Source organism: Massilia sp. FBCC-B171, assembly GCF_059134155.1.
Map to the genome: position 1 here is coordinate 3,363,271 of NZ_CP101443.1, position 17,419 is coordinate 3,380,689.

The 17,419-nt window shown below is 65.7% G+C and carries 14 protein-coding genes and 3 tRNA genes; 7 read left to right on the forward strand and 10 right to left on the reverse strand.

Features of this window, described 5'->3' with window-relative positions:
• Nucleotides 1-146: 146 nt before the first annotated feature.
• The 4 genes from NMB41_RS15200 to phaP all read left to right on the forward strand — a co-directional run bounded on the left by NMB41_RS15200 (nt 147) and on the right by phaP (nt 1,342).
• Nucleotides 147-231: transfer RNA gene (locus tag NMB41_RS15200), tRNA-Leu, on the forward strand.
• A gap of 59 nt (nt 232-290) precedes the next feature.
• Nucleotides 291-375, forward strand: a tRNA-Leu gene (locus NMB41_RS15205).
• A gap of 58 nt (nt 376-433) precedes the next feature.
• Nucleotides 434-518, forward strand: a tRNA-Leu gene (locus tag NMB41_RS15210).
• Between the two features lie 257 nt (nt 519-775).
• Nucleotides 776-1,342 carry a TIGR01841 family phasin gene (phaP, locus tag NMB41_RS15215; protein ID WP_494378651.1) on the forward strand — a complete coding sequence of 189 codons (567 nt, stop codon included), beginning with the start codon at nt 776-778 and terminating at the stop codon, nt 1,340-1,342.
• Between the two features lie 95 nt (nt 1,343-1,437).
• On the opposite strand, the gene tssA is transcribed toward phaP, so the two are convergent.
• The 7 genes from tssA to NMB41_RS15250 all read right to left on the reverse strand — a co-directional run bounded on the left by tssA (nt 1,438) and on the right by NMB41_RS15250 (nt 8,823).
• On the reverse strand, nt 1,438-2,436 hold the full coding sequence (gene tssA / locus NMB41_RS15220; protein ID WP_494378652.1) for a type VI secretion system protein TssA: 999 nt from the start codon (nt 2,434-2,436) through the stop codon (nt 1,438-1,440).
• A gap of 9 nt (nt 2,437-2,445) precedes the next feature.
• Nucleotides 2,446-5,091: a type VI secretion system ATPase TssH gene (gene tssH, locus NMB41_RS15225; RefSeq protein WP_494378653.1), complete on the reverse strand. Its 2,646-nt coding sequence runs from the start codon at nt 5,089-5,091 to the stop codon at nt 2,446-2,448.
• Between the two features lie 31 nt (nt 5,092-5,122).
• Nucleotides 5,123-5,614, reverse strand: a complete 492-nt coding sequence (tssE, locus tag NMB41_RS15230; RefSeq protein ID WP_494378654.1) for a type VI secretion system baseplate subunit TssE — start codon at nt 5,612-5,614, stop codon at nt 5,123-5,125.
• 66 nt (nt 5,615-5,680) lie between these two features.
• The gene (locus tag NMB41_RS15235) at nt 5,681-6,172 is read right to left on the reverse strand and encodes an Hcp family type VI secretion system effector (protein ID WP_494378655.1); all 492 of its coding nucleotides are present in this window, start codon (nt 6,170-6,172) and stop codon (nt 5,681-5,683) included.
• A gap of 31 nt (nt 6,173-6,203) precedes the next feature.
• The gene (gene tssC / locus NMB41_RS15240) at nt 6,204-7,694 is read right to left on the reverse strand and encodes a type VI secretion system contractile sheath large subunit (protein ID WP_494378656.1); all 1,491 of its coding nucleotides are present in this window, start codon (nt 7,692-7,694) and stop codon (nt 6,204-6,206) included.
• A complete protein-coding gene (gene tssB, locus NMB41_RS15245) occupies nt 7,695-8,195 on the reverse strand; it encodes a type VI secretion system contractile sheath small subunit (RefSeq protein WP_494378657.1) in 501 nt (166 codons plus the stop codon).
• Nucleotides 8,196-8,241: 46 nt separating this feature from the next.
• Nucleotides 8,242-8,823 carry a tetratricopeptide repeat protein gene (locus NMB41_RS15250; RefSeq protein ID WP_494378658.1) on the reverse strand — a complete coding sequence of 194 codons (582 nt, stop codon included), beginning with the start codon at nt 8,821-8,823 and terminating at the stop codon, nt 8,242-8,244.
• Between the two features lie 191 nt (nt 8,824-9,014).
• Between NMB41_RS15250 and tssJ the strand changes: the two genes are divergently transcribed.
• The 3 genes from tssJ (at nt 9,015) to icmH (ending at nt 11,766) form a co-directional block, all read left to right on the forward strand.
• A complete protein-coding gene (gene tssJ, locus NMB41_RS15255) occupies nt 9,015-9,596 on the forward strand; it encodes a type VI secretion system lipoprotein TssJ (protein WP_494378659.1) in 582 nt (193 codons plus the stop codon).
• 62 nt (nt 9,597-9,658) lie between these two features.
• The gene (tssK, locus tag NMB41_RS15260; protein WP_494378660.1) at nt 9,659-11,005 is read left to right on the forward strand and encodes a type VI secretion system baseplate subunit TssK; all 1,347 of its coding nucleotides are present in this window, start codon (nt 9,659-9,661) and stop codon (nt 11,003-11,005) included.
• Nucleotides 11,002-11,766: a type IVB secretion system protein IcmH/DotU gene (icmH, locus tag NMB41_RS15265; RefSeq protein WP_494378661.1), complete on the forward strand. Its 765-nt coding sequence runs from the start codon at nt 11,002-11,004 to the stop codon at nt 11,764-11,766. The genes tssK and icmH overlap by 4 nt, the downstream gene beginning before the upstream one ends.
• Before the next feature lie 58 nt (nt 11,767-11,824).
• Here the strand turns inward: icmH and NMB41_RS15270 are convergent, their stop codons facing one another.
• Genes NMB41_RS15270 through tssM form a run of 3 tightly spaced genes read right to left on the reverse strand, consistent with a single transcriptional unit; the run spans nt 11,825 to nt 17,324 of the window.
• A complete protein-coding gene (locus NMB41_RS15270; protein WP_494378662.1) occupies nt 11,825-12,625 on the reverse strand; it encodes an OmpA family protein in 801 nt (266 codons plus the stop codon).
• The gene (gene tagF, locus NMB41_RS15275; RefSeq protein ID WP_494378663.1) at nt 12,622-13,587 is read right to left on the reverse strand and encodes a type VI secretion system-associated protein TagF; all 966 of its coding nucleotides are present in this window, start codon (nt 13,585-13,587) and stop codon (nt 12,622-12,624) included. Before tagF ends, NMB41_RS15270 begins: the two co-directional genes overlap by 4 nt.
• Nucleotides 13,587-17,324: a type VI secretion system membrane subunit TssM gene (tssM, locus tag NMB41_RS15280; RefSeq protein ID WP_494378664.1), complete on the reverse strand. Its 3,738-nt coding sequence runs from the start codon at nt 17,322-17,324 to the stop codon at nt 13,587-13,589. The genes tagF and tssM overlap by 1 nt, the downstream gene beginning before the upstream one ends.
• Between the last annotated feature and the right edge of the window lie 95 nt (nt 17,325-17,419).

The window sequence follows — 17,419 nt, forward strand, 5'->3', positions numbered from 1 at the left end:
CTATAATCTCGGCTCTTCGCAGGGACAGCAATGTTCGAGCGAAGGTGGCAGCATCGGGAAATACCGCGTTTGAGCAGCGAAAGTTGATCTAGCGAAAAACGGGAAAGCCTGATATTGTATCAGCTTCGGTTGTATGCCGTATCAATGCCCACGTGGCGGAATTGGTAGACGCGCACGGTTCAGGTCCGTGTGCCGCAAGGTGTGGGGGTTCGAGTCCCTCCGTGGGCACCATCTACTGGCAATATCTCCGCATCATGTTGTTTGTCGTATCGTTGTAAGCAGTAACCAGTGCCCACGTGGCGGAATTGGTAGACGCGCACGGTTCAGGTCCGTGTGCCGCAAGGTGTGGGGGTTCGAGTCCCTCCGTGGGCACCATCTACTGGCATTAACTCCGCATCATCTGTAATCGTTTTATCGTTGTCGTAACAGCAGTGCCCACGTGGCGGAATTGGTAGACGCGCACGGTTCAGGTCCGTGTGCCGCAAGGTGTGGGGGTTCGAGTCCCTCCGTGGGCACCAAAGTTTTCCGGATGAGTCCGGCGCAAAACGCCGCAATCTTTGCAAAAGGATTGCGGCGTTTTGCGTTGTTGCGTCCATCCTCCTCCCTCGTGCGAAGACAAACTCCGCCACGCCACGGCAGAACGGGTTATGCTCGGGCTACGCAGCGCTGCCTCTATCGAGACAGCCGTTGCGAAAAAATCATCGCTGTTAAATAATAGGTTTCGTTAGCCCGCAGGTCGTCCATCGCAGTATTCATGAGAACCGAGGAGACATTAATGTTCACGAGTCCGGAACAATTCGCATCCGCTACCAAAACCCTGTTTGACCTGCAAATGCAGACCTTCGACATGCTTGCCAATAAAACGGTCAAGGGATTGGAACAGGTGATGGCGCTGAACATGGCCACCGCCCGCACTACCATGGACAAGACGCTCGCGGCCAGCCGCGACCTGTCCCAGGCACGCGACGCGCGCGCCGCTTTCGATGCCCTGTCGGCGCGCATGTCCCCGGACATGTCGGGCAGCGTCGAGTACCGCGATCAGATGAAGGTGATTATCGAGGAGATGCAAAGCGAGTTTCGCCGCGCCGCCGACGTCCACGTGGCCGAGGCGAAGAGCACGCTGTCGGCGCTCATCTACGACGTCACGCAAAACGTGAAGCCGGGTTCGGAGAACGCGGTCGAGATCATCAAGGCCGCGATCGAGAACGCCTTCAAGGGCTATGAGCAGGTCACGCAAGCCACGCGCGACGCCGTCAAGAATGTCGAGGAGCAGATTGCCAAGGCTTCCTCGCTCATCAAGCCGGGCGCGGACAAGCCCGAAGGCGACAAAGGCAATGGCTGACAGCGGCCGGTAGTCAGTAGTCACTGAAGCAAACAGGGCGGCTCGCGCCGCCCTGCAATATTCTTTCATTCAGTGCCGCTGGATGAAAGAATATTTCACCCCTCCTCTTTCACGATCCCCAGCATTTCCTCGACGTGGGCCAGCGCGCCCGCATCCTTCACCACCGTTTTCAGCCACAGGTGCAGCGGCTGCTCGCCCCAGTTGGCCGCCTTGTCCGCCAGGTAGGCGACCGGGCTGTGCGGCTCGGCCTGGCGGAAGAAGTCGGCCACCGCGCGCAGCTGGGCCAGCGCCTGGGCGCGGCTGGCGATGGCGCCGGCGAACACCGGCAAGCCCGTAGCTGCCGGCATGACGAGCTGCGATGGCGCGGCGCCCGGCGCGGCGGCGGCCGCCACGACCGCCGTGGTGGTCGCGGCAGGCGTGACGAAGTGGGCCAGGTTCTGCAGCGCCGTGCGCGCGCTGCTGAAGCCAGGCCCGTCGGCCTCGAAGCGCACGTCGACCGCTTGTTCCAGCGCCTCCAGGGCAGACAGGCAGTGATTGCAGTCGTCCAGCAACGCTTGCTGGAAGGCTTTCGAGGTACGGCTGCGCGCCGCTTCGACGTTGGCGATCGCCTCGGCGCCATGCACGCGCGCCGCCTCGATGTCGCGCATCGAAATGGCCGCGCCTTCGGTCACCGGACACTCCGTCACCAGCTGCGGCACGCGCGCCGCGATCCAGCACAGGTTGCCGATGCGCCGCTCGAAGCCGTCTTCGTCGGCCTGCGGATACAGGTCCTCCCAGTAGCGCTCGCACAGCGCGGCAATCACCAGCAGCGCGTCGCCGAGACTGCGCAGGCCGCCGGTCTTGGCGCTCGCCTCGGCCAGCCAGACCGCCAGCTGCAAGTCCTTGCTGCGCGTTTCCAGCAGCTGCGCGCAGCGCTTGCTGACGAACTTCCAGTCCGCCTCCTTGAGCGTGGTAACCCAGGCGCCCTGCTCGAGCGACGGATCGTCGGCCTTGCGCGCCTGGGCGATGGCGTCGAGCTCGGGCGAGAACGCGAGGTCTTCGCCGCAGGGCGCGGATGCCGACACGGGATTGAGCAGCTGCTCGACCTTGAACATGGCGTCTCCTTATGCCGGATCGATGGCGTACTTGAACTTGCCGGCCTTGGTCGCGCCGACCTTGATGCGGGCGATCGCCCCGCCCTCGGCCATCTTCGCCAGCACGCTGTCGGCGATCTCGGGCAGCAGTGTGCCGTTGAGGATCGTATCGACATTGCGCGCACCGGAATCGACTTCGGTGCAGCGACTCAGCACAGCATTCACCAGCGCCTCGTCGTATTCAAACGTGGCGCCATGGTTGTCGCGCACGCGCTGGCCGATGCGGTTCAGTTTCAGGCGGATGATATTGGCCAGCACTTCGTCGGCGATCGGATAGAAAGGCACGGTGGCCAGGCGGCCGAGGAAGGCGGGCTTGAACTGCTTCATCAGCTGGGGGCGGATCGCATCGAGCAGCGCGTCGGGTTTGGGCATCTCGGCTGGCGACTTGTTCAGGCAGGCCTGCATCATCGTGCTCGACGCCGTATTCGAGGTCAGGATGATGATCGTGTTGCGAAAGTCGATCTGGCGCCCTTCGGCGTCGTCCAGCACGCCCTTGTCGAAGACCTGGAAGAACAATTCGAGCACGTCCGGATGCGCTTTCTCGACCTCGTCGAGCAGCACCACGCTGTACGGATTGCGCCGCACGGCTTCGGTCAGCACGCCACCTTCGCCATAGCCGACATAACCCGGCGGCGAGCCTTTCAGCCCGGAGACGCTGTGTGCTTCCTGGTATTCGCTCATATTAATGGTGACGAGTTTGCGCTCGCCTCCGTACAACAGGTCGGCCAGCGCCAGCGCAGTCTCGGTCTTGCCCACGCCCGAGGTGCCGACGAAGAGGAACACGCCCTTCGGCTTGTTCGGGTCGTCCAGGTTGGCGCGCGCGGTGCGTACGCGCTGGGCCACGCAAGCGGTGGCGTGCGACTGGCCGAGGATGCGTTCGTCGAGCAGGGATTGGAGCTGCAGCACGGTCTTGATCTCGTCCTTGACCATGCGCCCGAGCGGGATGCCGGTCCAGCCGGCGACGATGCCCGCCACCGTGTGGCCGTCGACCTGCACCGGCACCAGCGGCGCCTCGCCCTGCACGGCGCGCAGCTCCTCGACCAGCGCGCGCAGACGCGGCGTGTCGCCACGGCCGGCTTCGAGCTCGCCGCGCATGCGGCCAACTTCAAGCGTCAGCACACGTTCCTGCTCCCAGCGCGACGTCAGGCGTTCCTGCTCGGTCAGCGCCGCCACGCGTTCGCCGCGCAGCATCATCAGGCGCGCCGAATGCTCGCCGCCGGTGCTCTGCTCGCGTTCGAGCGATGCGATCTGGGCGTCGATCCGTTCGATGCGGCGCATGCAGGCTTCGAGCAGGGCCGGCGTCGCGCTCTGGCCCAGCGCGACCTTGGCGCAGGCGGTGTCCAATACGCTGATGGCTTTATCGGGCAGCTGGCGCCCGCTGATGTAGCGGTGCGACAGGCGCACGGCCTCGGTGATGGCCTCGTCGTAGACGCGCACGCCGAAATGCTGTTCCATCAGCGGCGCCATCGCGCGCAGCATGGCGCAGGCGGTTTCCTCGTCGGGCTCCTCGACCTTGATCACCTGGAAGCGCCGCGCCAGCGCCGCGTCCTTCTCGAAATACTTCTTGTATTCGCTCCAGGTCGTGGCGGCGATCGTGCGCAGCTCGCCGCGCGCCAGTGCAGGTTTGAGCAAGTTGGCCGCATCGTTCTGGCCGGCCGCGCCGCCGGCCCCGATCATCGTGTGCGCTTCGTCGATGAAGAGGATGATCGCGTGCGGGCTTTTCTTGACCTCTTCGATCACGTTCTTCAGGCGGTTCTCGAACTCGCCCTTGACGCTGGCGCCGGCCTGCAGCAGGCCCATGTCGAGCGTGTGGATCTCGACCCCGCGCAGCACGTCGGGCACGTCGCCCTGCACGATGCGCAAGGCCAGGCCCTCGACCACCGCGGTCTTGCCGACGCCGGCTTCGCCGGTCAGGATCGGGTTGTTCTGGCGGCGCCGCATCAGGATGTCGATCGCCTGGCGGATCTCGGGGTCGCGCCCGATCACCGGGTCGACCTTGCCTTCGCGCGCGCGGCCGGTCAGGCAGGTGGTGAACTGGTCGAGTGCCGGCGTCTTGCCGCTCGCCTGGGCTTCGAGTTCGCCCACCGGGTCGCCGCCCTGCCCCTGCCCCTGCGTCGTGCAGGAAGCAGGGGCCATCGATTCGCCCGAGCCGCGCATCAGCTTGTCGAAATCGTGCTTCAGGCGTTCGAGCGGGAACTGGGCGAACAAGGGCGAGCCGCGCTGGGCCAGCTGCGCCAGGCTCGGTTCGGTCAGCAGCGCCAGCAGCAGGTGCCCGCTCCTGATGCTGTTCGGGCCATTGGTCCCGAGCGAGGCGATCAGCCATCCATGTTCGAGCAGCATCGGCAGGTGTTTCGAGAACACCGGCGTTCGCGCACTGCCCGCGGCGAAGCGCGCAACTTCGTGCCGCAGGTCCGATTCCAGCCCGGTGAGGCTGATGCCGCAGGCGCGCGCGGCGACGACCACGTCGCAATCGGGCTGCTCGAGCAGCGCCAGGAACAGGTGTTCGATATCGACTTCGTACTGCCCGAGGCCGACACAGATATTCGCCGCGCGCGTGGCCGCCGTGCGCGTGGCGTCGTTCAGTTTGCCGATCAGGGTCTTGAGGTTGATGTCCATGCGTGTCGGGTCCTTGTTGTCGGTAATAGGGCTAGCGCTTGCCGCCGGGCGGGCGTGCCCTGGCGCTCTTCCTGATCGCGTAGTGCAGCGACGAAGGCTGCAGCACGGCGCTGAAATCGACGCTGTCGCCGCCCGCGTCGAGGTCGAGCCGCGCGTGGATCGCAAAATCGAGCCGGTTGACGCTGCCCTCGGCCAGTTCCAGGCTGGCGCTGACGTCCTTCAGGCGCGGCTCGTGGATTTCGATGGCCGTTTTCAGGCTGGCGCAGATGGCCGCGCGGTCCTCGTCGCTGGTGATGCAAAAGCCGGCGAAATCGAGCAGCCCGTAATTGAGGATGGAGGCGCGCGCCAGTGGAAAATGCGCGAACACGGCGGCGGGCAAGGCGGCGCGGGTATTGAGCAGGGCTTCCAGGTCGCGCGCCACCTGGTCCTTGATCTGGTCGAGCGTCAAGCCCTGAGCGGCCACGCCCGGCTCCCTGCGCTCATCCATCAGGCGGTCGAGCAGGCCGGGGGTGAAGCCTTTCATGGGGTCTCCTGCGGCGGTAAAGAAGAAAGGGCGCGCTGCCGTTTGGCGACGCGCCCCGGGTACAACTTAGGCGATCTTGTTGGTCGCCAGGTCCCAGCCGCCCGAGGTATTGCCGCCGGCGCCGCCGGTCACCTTTTGCTGGGTGTACTTCCATTTGATCTTCGAGAACTTCAGGCCGACCGTCTCCTGGATGATCGAGCCCTCGTCCACTTCCGGCCGGATCGCGCCGATCAGGACGTTTTCGAGTTCGATCTCGAAGTACTTGATGCGGTCGCCCTGGCCGTCGGCGCGCATGAATTCGAGCTTCGCTTTCGGAATCGTCTTGCCGGCCGAGCAGGTCTGCAACAGGATCGGTGAGGACAGGTCGGCCAGCTTGGTGAACACGACTTCCTTGTGTTCGCAGCGCTCGGCCGTATGGCCGCCGCCGGTGGAGGCGGTCGCCGAACGCGGCTGGCTCACGCCCCAGTTCACCGAGGTGCACTCGATCCAGTCCTTGTGCTTGTCGTCCGTCGATTCGCCCTTGATGCCGTCAATTTGCAGATATACGTCAATTGCCATGTTTGCTCCAGTTCAGGTTAGAAAAAGTGAATTAGCTTTTGGTCGACTGCGGCAACTCCGCGACCAGTCGGAGAGAGACGGACAATTCATCAAGCTGGAAGTGCGGACGAAGGAAGGAAACGGCGCGGTAGCAGCCCGGGCGGCCCGGCACCTCAGACACCTGCACGCTTGCTTCCCTCAGCGGGAACTGCGCCTTCTGCTCCTGGCTGGCGTTGTCGTCGAGGAGGACGTACTGCGTCAGCCAGCGGTTCAGGTAGTCCTCGACGTTCGATGCGGCGGCGAAGCTGCCGATTTTGTCGCGCATCATGGCCTTCATGTAGTGGGCGATGCGCGACACCGCGAAGATGTACTGCAGCTGCGAGGACAGCATGGCGTTCGCATTGGCCGCTTCGTTGGCGTACTTCTTCGCCTTCTGCGCCGACTGCGCGCCGAAGAAGGCTGCGTACGAGGTGTTCTTGCAGTGCACCAGCGAGATGAAGCCCAGGTCCGACAGCTCCTTCTCGCGGCGGTCGGTGATCGCCACTTCGGTCGGGCATTTCAGCGCGACCTCGCCCTCGTCGGTCTTGAAGGTGTGGGTCGGCAGGTTTTCCACCAGGCCGCCGCCTTCGACGCCGCGGATCGCCGCGCACCAGCCATAATCTTCGAAGGCGCGCGTCAGCTTCGAGGCGAAGGCATAGCTGGCGTTACACCACAGGTATTTGCTGTGGTCCGTGCCGTCCACGTCCTCGACATAATTGAAGCCTTCGGTGGTCATGCCGTCGGCCGGGTTGTACGGCAGGCGCCCGAGAAAGCGCGGCAGCGTGAGGCCCACGTAACGCGAATCCTCGGACTCGCGGAAGGCCTTGAATTTCGCGTATTCGACGGTATCGAACACCTTGGCCAGGTCGCGCGGTTTGCCCAGGTCGCCGAAGCTGTCGACGCCGAACAGCTCGGGCGCGGCCGAGGTGATGAAGGGTGCATGGCTGGCTGCGGCCACGTGCGACATCTGCTCGAGAAAATACATGTCTTCGGGCTGGCGGCTCATTTCGAAGTCACCGACCAGGGCGCCGTAGGGCGCGCCGCCGAAGGTGCCGAATTCCTCTTCATAGACCTTCTTGAAGATCGAGCTCTGGTCGAATTCGAGCGCCGCCTGGAAGTCCTTCACCAGCTCGCGCTTGCTGGCGTTGAACATGCGGATCTGCAGGCTCGATCCGGTGGAGGAATTCTTCACCAGGTACTGCAGGCCGGTCCAGCTGCGCTCGAGCTTCTGGAATTCGGGCGCGTGCATCACGGCTGATAACTGGCTCGAAATCATGCGGTCGAGTTCCGCCAGGCGCGCGTCGATCATCGCGGACAGGTTGTTCGACACGACCATCGTGCCTGACATCACCTGGGTGACGAGTTCGGAGATCAGGTCGCGCGCGCGCTCATGCTCGCTGGGCGAGGCGGCCACGCGGCTTTGCTCGACGATCTGGTCGAGCAGGGAATTGTCCAGTTCAAGTAGCTGCGCCGGTTTCACGGCTTGTTCGAGCATCGCCGCCATTTATTTATCCTCCGTCTTGCGCAGCCCTTCGAGCTTTTCGGTATTGCCGAGCACTTCGCTCAGGATGTCGTCGAGCTTGTCGTTCCCGGCCAGTTTGTTGCGCAGGTCCGCCAGCTTGGTGCGGGCTTCGAGCAAGCCTTTCAAGGGCGCCACCTGCTGCACCACCGCCTCGGGGCGAAAGTCCGCCATCTCGCGGAACTGCAGCTGCACGCCGAACTGGCCACCTTCCTCGGACAAGTGGTTATCGACGCGGAACTGCACGCTCGGCGCCACGCCGCCGAGCACTTCGTCGAAGTTCGCGGCGTCGACGCTGACGAACTTGCGGTCCTTCAGGCGCTTCTTCTCGGCGTTCGGATCGTTGCCGAAGTCGCCGAGCACGCCGACCACGAAGGGCAGCTCCTTGTTTTCGATCGCGTCGCCGATCTCGACGTCATACGTCATCTGCACACGCGGCGCGCGCACCTTCTGCAAGCGTTTCTGCACGCTTTCACTTTTAGCCATGGCTGCTCCAAGGGATGACAGGCCGGCGGGCGCCGGCCCGCGAGGTTTATTTGAGTGCGCCGAACGGGTTGCTCGAGCCGGAATCGGATTTCGGTGCGGTCGCCGTCGTCGTTGCCGGCGGCTTCGGCCGCGCGGGTGCGACGCGTTGTTTTGTCGCGCCCGGCACCAGCACGTCTTCGCCCAGGCTCGTGCGCAGCAGCTTGGCCAGCTCCTCGGCCTCGGACTTGACGTTGCCGCTCAATTTGTTCTTGCGCGTCAGCTCGGCCAGCGCCTTGCTCGACACACGCAGGCCGCTGACCGCGGCAATACTGTTGGCCATCGTGTCGTCCGGATCGCGCTCGATCGCCTCCAGCGCGTCGACGATGGCCGCCCCATAGTTCTTGGCGTCGAAGCGCATTTGCGCCATGCGCACCCAGGGGGTTTTATCGGTCGGGAAGGCCTGGCCCGCGCTCTTCAGGACGGCATAGGCCCTGTCGGATTGTCCGGCGGCGATGGCGGCGTCGGCCGCGGCGATGGAAGCCTCCATCGTCGCCCCCTTTTCCGCACTGCCCGCCCCGTCGCCGGTGCTGGCGCAGGCAGTCAACAGTGCGACGCACGCCATGGCCGGCATCAGTCGTGTGAACTTCATTTTGCTCTCCAGTACGGTTGAACCAGCCGCCATTATTCGGGAAGCAATTTCAGGAGAGTTGCGACTAGTCAACATCCGGACAGGTCACCCGGCACGCATGCGAAGACGATTGCGTTTGCGCCGGCGCAGAAGAAGGCAGCGGCGTTGCTGTTAAATGAGCGTTGGCGTTATTTACGAGAGGCAAGAAACTCATGAAAGCCGCAACCTTCACCTGCCTGCTTCTCCTCGCCGCCGCCCTGCCCGGCTGCGCCGGCGACGGCCTGGCCGGACGCGCGCTCGAGGCCACCGGCATGCGCAAGTCCCAGCCCGATGCGTTCAAGCCGCCGCGCAGCGTCGCCCTGCGCCTGCATGCGGCGCCCAAGCTCAATGCCGATGCCAAGGGCCGGCCGCTGGCGCTGGTCGCCCGCGTGTACACCCTGCGCCAGAACGCCGCGTTTGAAGCGGCGCCGTATGCCACCTTCCTCACCCCGGGGCTCGACCGCGAAGCCTTCGGGTCAGACCTGCTCGAGGTCAAGGACGTGACCCTGGTGCCCGGCCAGCGCTACGAAGTGGTCGAAAAAGTGCCGCGCGACGCCGCGTATGTCGGTGTCGTCGCGCTGTTTCATTCGCCGGCGCCGCAGCGCTGGCGAATGTCGTTCGCCGCCGCGGAAGCGGAAAGCGCCGGCGTGACCGTGGCCCTGCAAGCCTGCGCCCTGTCGGCCGGGGCCGGCGCCAAACCCAGCGCATCCGGCACGCAAGCAGGCATGGCGCCAGGTTCTGCGCGCTGTCAATGAAGGCGCGGCAGGCTTCCAGCAAGCTCAACGTTTTCCTGTAAACATTTCTTTGCGAGGACATAGTGAACATGCCATCGAAACTGCTGTGGGGCGAAGGGCTGTTCTTGCGCCCCCAGCATTTCCAGCAGCAGGACCGCTATCACGAGGCGCGCCTGAACCAGACCGCACGCGCGCTGCACCCTTATTGCTGGGGCGTGCGCCGCCTGGCGATCGACCATGAGGCGCTGGCTAGCGACGTGCTGCGCATCGACGCGCTGTCGCTGGTGTTCCCGGACGGCGAAATTGTCCGCGCACCCGACAGCGACGCGCTGCCGCTGCAGGTCAAGCTGGGCGGCCTGCCGCCGTCCACCCAGTCGATCACCTTCCACGCCGCCCTGCCCGCCCTGAAACCCCACGGCGAGAACTGCGCCGACATGGACGCCGAGCGCGACGACGCCCGCTTTATCCAGCACGAGCGCGATACCCAGGACCTGTTCACCCATGCCGCCGACGCAGGCATTACCTATTTAAAGAAGACGGTGCGCCTGGTGGCCGACCTCGATGCCCTCGCGGCATACGAGAGCTTTCCGCTGGTGCGCCTGCGCCGCGTGGCCACAGGCGGTTTCGAAGTCGATCCCGGCTTCATCGCGCCCAGCCTCTCGGTCGAAGGTGCGCCCGGACTGCACACTGCAGTCGCGCGCCTGATGGAAAAGCTGCTGGCCAAGGTGAATGCCTTGTATGGACACATGCGCGAGCCGAGCCGCAACGTGGTCGAGATTCGCGGCGGCGACATGTCCTCGTTCTGGCTGCTGCACACGGCCAGCAGCGGCTATGCGGCGCTGTCGCATTACCTCCATCATCCCGAACTGCACCCGGAGCGCCTGTTTGCCGACATGCTGATGCTGGCCGGCGGCCTGATGGCCTATTCGCGCAGCTACAAGCTCGAAGACCTGCCGGCCTACTCGCACCTCGATCCGGGACCGGCCTTCGCGCGCCTCGACGCCATCCTGCGCGACCTGCTCGACACCGTCGTCTCGAGCCGCTATTTCTCGGTCGCGCTGTCGCACGACCGGCCCTCGTATCATCTCGGTGCGCTTGATTCGGGCAAGATCAACGGCCAGACCCTGCTGTATCTGGCGGTATCGGCCGACATGCCGGCCCTGCAGCTGATCGACGCGGTGCCGCTGCGCTTCAAGCTCGGCGCGCCGCAGGACGTCGACAAGTTCGTGCTCTCGGCCCTGCCGGGCGTGAAGCTGATGCACGCACCGCAGGTCCCGGCCGCGCTGCCCGTGCGGCCCGACACCCATTATTTCGCGCTCGAGAACAAGGGCGTCCTGTACGAGAACATGCTCAAGGCGCAGGCGATCTCGATTTATGTCCCGAACGGAATCCGCGACCTCCAGCTCGACCTGATCGGGGTGGCAGCATGACCGCCCTCGTCGAACGCCGGGCCGCCCAGGCGCCGGGCCGCGGCGCTGCCGGCAGCGCGCCGCAATCGCTGGTCGACCTGATGTACGAAGGTTTCTACGCCCTGTTCCTGTTGAAGAACGGCTGCGGCCCGCACGACAAGGCGGCCTTCGCCGATCACATGACCTCCTTCCTGGGCGACGTCGACCGCAATGCCAAGGCCATTGGCGTCGCGGCCGAAGACGTCACCGCCGCCAAGTACGCCTTCTGTTCGGCGGTCGACGAAATCATCCTGCGTTCAAACTACGAAGTACGCGAAGCCTGGGAGACGCGCCCTCTGCAGCTGCGCGTGTTCGGCGACCAGCTGGCGGGCGAACACTTCTTCCACCGGCTGGAAGACCTGCGCGCGAAAGGGGTGGTGCACCTGCAGGCGCTGGAGGTCTTCCATATGTGCCTGCTGCTCGGCTTCGAAGGCCGCTACGCGCTCGACGGCCATGACAAGCTGGCCTACCTGGTGGCGCGCCTTGGCGACGAGATCGCCCGCATGCGCGGCAAGAACCGCGGCTTCGCCCCGCACGCCGAACGTCCCGACCAAATCACCAACACCCTGCGCAGCGACCTGTCGCTGTGGGTGCTGACCGCCGTGTTCACACTGGCCGGGCTGACGGCGTACGTGGGCTTCCGGGCCAAGCTCTCGAGCGATACCGAGACGGCGCTGGCCAGCTATAACGACCTGGTCAAGCTGCCGCCGCGGGCGGCGAATGTGACCATCACCTTGCCTTGACCACTAATGAGAAACGCCGCCGGTAGCGATACCGGCGGCGTTTCCTTTTCTGCTGCGCTTACTGGACGACCTTGAACTCGATGCGCCGATTGCGCGCCCGGCCATCCGGCGTGCGATTATCCGCCACCGGCCGGTCAGGTCCCTCGCCCGACACGGCAATCGATTCGCCCCGGATGCCGCGCGCGGCGACATAGGTCTTGACGGCTTCGGCCCTGGCCTGGCTGAGCGAGAGGTTGCCGGCGCGCGAACCGGCGTTGTCGGTGTGGCCGATCACCTCGACCTTGATGCCGTTGAGCCTCTTCAAGGCTTCGCTCATCTGGTCGAGGATCGCCATGCCGGACGGCGTCAGCGCCGCCTTGCCCGATTCGAACTCGATGATGCGGTTCGCCAGTGCGGCGTCGAGCACGCCCTGTTCGGAGGCGGCCACGCGCAGGCCGTTATTGACGGTGTAGGTCGGGTTCAGGCTGGTGGCGATGTCGCCGGCGATCTGCTGGCGCTGCGCCTCGTTCGAGACGTCGCCGCGCAGGCTGACCGTGTTGCCGTCGATTTTCAGCTGGCCGCGGCTGATCAGTTTCAGGTTCGGGTTGATCAGGCGGCCGACGTAGTCGTTCCAGTTGGCCGGGGTCGACACGGTGCCGACGGCGAGCTGGTCGACGACGCGTTCGTGGCCATACACCGCGCGCAGGCGCCCCAGCAATGCCTGTTTGGCCGCTTCGTCGGCCACCGTGCCGGCAACCACGATCGGCGCCGCGGCGGTGGCTGGTGCCGGCGCGGTCGGTGCAGCGGCCGGCGCCGGGGCCTGGGCCCGGGCCGCGCCAGAGGCGAGCAGGACAACCGCGATGAGAAGGTGTTTGCTCACGTTGCGTCTCCGATGAAGGTCTTCAGGAACAGTTCGCGCGCCATCTTCAATGGCAGTTGCGGCTGGTCGAGGTAGCTGGCCAGGGCGCGCACGTCGACGTCCAGGCCGAGCTGCTCGTCGATCCAGCCGGTATCAATCAGGCGCACCTGCAGCTCCTGCCCGACCAGCGGGTCGATGATGCCGCGCAGCGCCTGCGCCGCCGCGCCGCAAAAGCCGATCACCAGCACCGGCCGCCCGTGCTGCGTTGTCAGGAACAGCGCCAGGTCGAACGCTGCGCGGCGGACAAACGGTGCCACCAGTTCGAGCCAGAAGGCCGCGACCGGCGCGCGCAGCGCTTCATCCTCGGGCAGCGGCAGCACCAGGCTCTTGTCGAGCTGCGTTGGTTTGCTGTGCATGACCGGCTGCAGCAACAGGCCGAGCGCGAGGATGACGCGGCTGGCGTCCTCGCCGCCCAGCAGGTTCGCGAGCGAGCCGACCGTCTCGGTGGCCAGGAAGGCCGCCAGCGCCTCGTCGGATTCGCCCAGCGTGATCGCCGCGTCGCTGATGCCGGCCAGGTGCAGGGCTGGGTCGCAGACGTCGAGCACCCGCGGCGCGGCCGCCTCGAGGAAGGACCAGAGCGGCGCAAACGCCAGCGGGCAGCGCGAGACGAAAGCCGGTGGATCGAGCACGTCGAGCGTGCGCATCATCAGGAAGGGATAGCGCCGGCCGGGGGCATCGCGGCTGGCGATCAGGTGGCCGGCGACCGCGTGGCGGCGCGCCGGTCCGACAAAGGCGAAACTAACCGGCGCCATCGCATCGTAGTTGATCTTCCAGCGCGCATCCGACGGCAGGCGCTGCATCACGGCCGCCAGCCAGTCGTCGAGCATGCCGATCGCTGCCGCGTCGGGCGCCAGCTTGACGAAGTCGCTGCGCGCCGGGATCTTGCCGAAGTAGCCGATGCGGTCCAAAGCCGGGGCGCGCATCACTGGCCTCCTGCCGGCAGGCTGGCGATGGTCGGTTCGGCCGCCGGACGCCCGACGATCGTGGTCGGCAGGCGCAGGCCCTGGAAGCCCTTGCCGCTGCTGGCGGCAGCCGCATTGCTGACCACGCGCAGGTCGACGACGATGGCCAGGTTGCCGCTGACCCAGCGCAGTTCGTTCACGCCCGCGCTCTTGCGCTGCTGGGTCGAGGCCTCGATCATCTTGCGCATGCCGAACTGGCCGGGTTCGTTGAACAGTTCCACCGTGCGCCCGTCGAAGGTGACGGCGCTGATGCGCGCGCCGGCCGTGCCCGGACCCGGATAGACCATGTTGGTCCACACCGGCGGCGTGTTCCGGTAGCGCAGCTGCTGGCCGTCGATTTCGACCGTGTATTCGGTCGCGCCCGGCGCCGGATGCGCCTGCAGCTGGAACACCGTCTGCGGCGCGCCGCCGGCCGGCGAAGCGACGCCGTTGGCCGACAGCGGCGCGACCCAGCCCGGGAAGCCCGATACCGCCTGCGGCGCGAGCGTGATGCCGATGTCGGCCCAGGTGCGCGCCGTGAGCATGCTGCCGCGGTTGATCACGAGCGGCCCCATCGAGGTATTGATGAACTTCGCGACCACGCCTTCAGGGCCGAACACCTGCCCGATCTCGGCGCTGGTCGCTTCCATTTTGCTGCCGGGCGAGAACGGATATTTGTCGGCCAGGGTTTTCTCGAAAGGCTCGAGCACCTGCGCCTGCCAGGTCTTGTTGATCTCGGACTCGGACGGCAGCACGATCACGGCGAAGGTCTGCACCAGCGGGCGCACCAATAGCGGTCGCAGCGCCGCTTTCTGGGTGTCGCTCATCCCGGTCAGCATCTGCTCGTCCACATATTTGAGGGCGTCGGCTAGCTCGGAGCCGCTGCCTTCCAGGGTCTGCTGCATGAACTGCTTGGCGCCGGGTCCCGGGTCGCCCTGGTTCTTCAGCTGGTTCAGGCGCGTGCGCAGGCGCGACAGGCAGTCGAGGTAACCGGTCATCAAGGACGCTTCCTTCTCGCGCGTCCCGACCAGGCGGGCGACGCCCGCGAATTCGCGGCCGATCGGTCCCATGGCACCCGCGGCGCCGGTCGCCAGCGGCCCCATCGCATCGGCCAGGGTGCGCGCGTCGGACGGCGCGCGGCGCAATACGATTTCCTTGAACCAGTTGGCCAGCGTTCGCTCGGTCTTGCCCAGGTTGGCGCGTGCGGCGGCGGGATTGTCCCAGGAGGTTTCGTCGTAGATGGCTTTCAGGAGGCGCGCGATGGGCGAGGCTTGCGGGTCGCCGAGGCGGTTCATGGCGATCACGCTGCCTTCGAATCCTTTCAGGTCGGTGACCGTCACGCCCTGCACGAATCTGGCCCATTCTTTTGCGTAGTCGGCCTTGTACATGTCGACCAGGGTCTTCTGGATCTGCTCGGGGCTGCCCTCGAGCGTCAGGTCGTCCTTGGCCACGGTTTTCAGCACCCAGTCGGTGCTTTGCAGCTCGCGGTTCGAGGCGTCGCGGATCGCGCCCGACACGTATTTTTCCCAGGCCGCGCGGGTAAAGGCGCCGCTGACCGCGTGGCTGCCGGCGACCAGGCCGGCGTCGCCGTCGCCGACGATGCGCGCCACCGTCACCGCCGGGAAGCGCGTCGCGGCGCGCGTCTTGATGTCGGCGTAGACGCGCTCTCGCGCCGGCGTGCCGCGCACCACGCGGCGCAGGTTTTCGCGCGCGGAGTCGAGCAGGCTCAGTTTCAGCGTCACTTGCGGCCAGGCCGGGTCCTCGATCTGCGACAAGTGGAAGGTCAGCAGGCGCTCGGCGCTACGGATCATCTGCTCCTGCGGCATGTTGCCGCGGTTCGCCACCAGCCAGGTGCGCCAGTAGCGCGTCAGCTGGTCGTTCAGGTGGCCCGGCTCGGCATGGCTTTTATCGCCCAGCATCAGGTAGGTTTTCAGGGCGTTGTAGGCGTCGGCGACATTCGTCGGGGAGACTTCCTGGTAAGGCTGGCCCGGTTTCGAGCTCGGCGCCGCGGCCGCATTCGGGTCGAGCGCGGCGGCATGCGCATTCACTTCGGTCAGCATGGTTTCCAGGGCGCCGGCTACCGGCTCCACCATCACCGCGCGCACGCCGGCAAAGTATTCGTCGCGCAGCTTGCGCTCCAACTTGTCGCCCTGGTACAGCCCGAAGGACAGCGCCCAGGGCTGGTCTTCGCGGTATTTGTCGAGCTGCTCGATCCGGTCCTGCAGGATGTCGAGCGCCTCCAGGCGCGACTGCAGGTCGATGCGCTTTTCCTGCAGCCGCATTACCTTGTCGAGGTCGGCCTGCACGTTCGCCACCAGCTGCGCATTGCTCATGTAGGCCCAGCTCCAGCCGCCCAGCGCCGCGCCGAGCAGCACGGTGGCGGCGAAGAAGGCGGCGTACTTCAGGCGCGCGCTGGCCGGATTCGTGTAGCGCTTGACCAGGTCCTTGTCGGCGAAGATCACCTTGCGGAACAGGTCGAGCAGAAAATAACCCTCTCCCGAACCTTCGCCTTCTTGCCCGTCGTCGGCGTCGTGGGTCTTGCGGTCGCCCAGTTCGAGGTCGAAGCGGCTGGCCACGCGTTTCGACGAGAGGTCCTGCACCTGGCCTTCCTGCAGTGCGCTGGTGAAGTAGAAGCCGCGGAACACGGGCTTGAACTGGTAGGTGTTTTCTTCGAACAGGGTCGAGAGGAAGGCACGCAGCGGGCTGCGGATGGCCGCGAATTCGAGCGGGAAGGTAAACACGCCGGGACGCATGCGCGCGCTGCGGTTGCCGGCCATGTTCGCCAGGCTCATCTCCTTCAAGCCATCGTGCAGCTCGTCGAAATGCTGGTCGAAGAAGGCCAGCACGTCCTGCGGCGAACTGCGCCGGTTGTAGCGCAGGGTCGCGCCCCAGACCCGGTCGCGCTCGGTGCGCTCGGCGTCATGAAAGAAGTCGGAAAAACCGGCGATCAGGTCGGCCTTGGTAAACACCACGTACACCGGCGCATACACGCCCAGGCGCTCGGTCAGTTCCTGCACCCGGGTGCGCAGGCTTTTCGCCAGTTCCATCGTGGCGCTGGGCGGGCCGGCGGTCAGCTCGGCCACGCTGACCGCGATCAGGATGCCGTTGATCGGCGCGCGGCGGCGGTGCTTTTTAAGCAGTTCGAGAAAGCTGAACCACTCGGCACGGTCGCCATCCTGCACCGAATAACGCCCGGCGGTATCGAGCAGAATGCCGTCGGTGGTGAAGAACCAGTCGCAGTTGCGGGTGCCGCCGACGCCCTGCACCGCCTTGCTGCCGGGGATAGGGAAAGTCAGGCCGGAATGGGCGACGGCGCTGCTTTTGCCGGCCGCCGGGTTCCCGATGATCATGTACCAGGGCAGCTCGTAGAGCGCCGCCGCGCCCCGCGTCAGGCCCAGTTTCGAGGTCTTGATCGTGGTGATCGCCTCGAGCATGTTCTTGCGCAGGACCGCCACTTCGCTCTTGCCGTTTTCGCCGGCGCCGGCGTCGCCTCCCGCAGCCAGGCTGGCGGTCAGGCGCGCGGCTGCGCGGCGCCGGTAGAGCTGGCGCAAGCCCCAGTAACTGCCCCACAGGGCCAGCAGCACCAGCGCCGAGATGACGGCCCAGATGAGGCCGAGTTCAAAGGTCTCCGCGGTGAGGAAGAGGATACCGAGGCAGGCGGTGACGCCGATCACGACAAGCACGCGGCTGTCGATGAGGAACTTCCAGAGACGGGCCATGGCGGGAGCTTGTGAAGTTAGGGAAAGGTCTGACAGGCAATGCTCGCACCAATTGCCTACGGAAAATTTGACCTTTCTCAAGCTCGCAAGGAAGC